1 protein-coding gene is annotated in these 693 nt (G+C 56.1%); it reads left to right on the top strand.

The annotated features are described in order from the left end of the window. Nucleotides 1-49: 49 nt before the first annotated feature. Nucleotides 50-693: iron uptake porin (locus NW855_RS02910; protein ID WP_414508323.1), on the top strand; the 644-nt coding region annotated here is incomplete at its 3' end.

Here is a 693-nt window from a genome sequence, read left to right on the forward strand (position 1 = left end):
GACATCCCTACAGCCAAAAAGGTGTGAGGAAAAGAACAAGGAGAGAAACATGCCCGTGAAACACGCGAACTACTGGAAAACGCTGCTGGCCGGCACTCTGGGTGCAGCAGCGATCCTGACCCCTGGAGTGGCTTATGCCCAAGCTACCGGGCCGGTCACCTCCATCTCTGAGCTTTCGGATGTGCAGCCCACCGACTGGGCCTTCCAAGCCCTGCAATCCTTGGTGGAGCGCTACGGTTGTATTGCCGGCTACCCTGACCGCACCTTCCGCGGCAACCGGGCTATGACTCGCTTTGAGTTTGCCGCCGGTATGAACGCCTGCTTGGATCGCATCAATGAGTTGATTGCAGCCGGTTTGGCCGACAAAGTCTCCAAGGAAGACTTGGCCACTCTGCAGCGCTTGCAAGAGGAATTTGCTGCTGAGCTGGCAGCCCTGCGCGGGCGGGTGGATGCGGCAGAGGCTGAGATTAACGATCTGAAAGGGAAGATCTTCAACCCAGTTACTAAGCTTAACGCTCAGGTCATTACCGCAATTCTTGGTAGCGCTCTTACAGAAGACCGGGTCGTACAAGGAAGAGTGGTAGCCGAGCAAAATCAGGCAAACATGACTCTTCCCTATCGGGTACGCTTGAACTTCGATGCTTCTTTTGTGGGTCGCGATCGCCTGCGCATTCGTCTCCAAGCTCGCGATGC

Source organism: Synechococcus sp. RC10B2 (assembly GCF_047502635.1).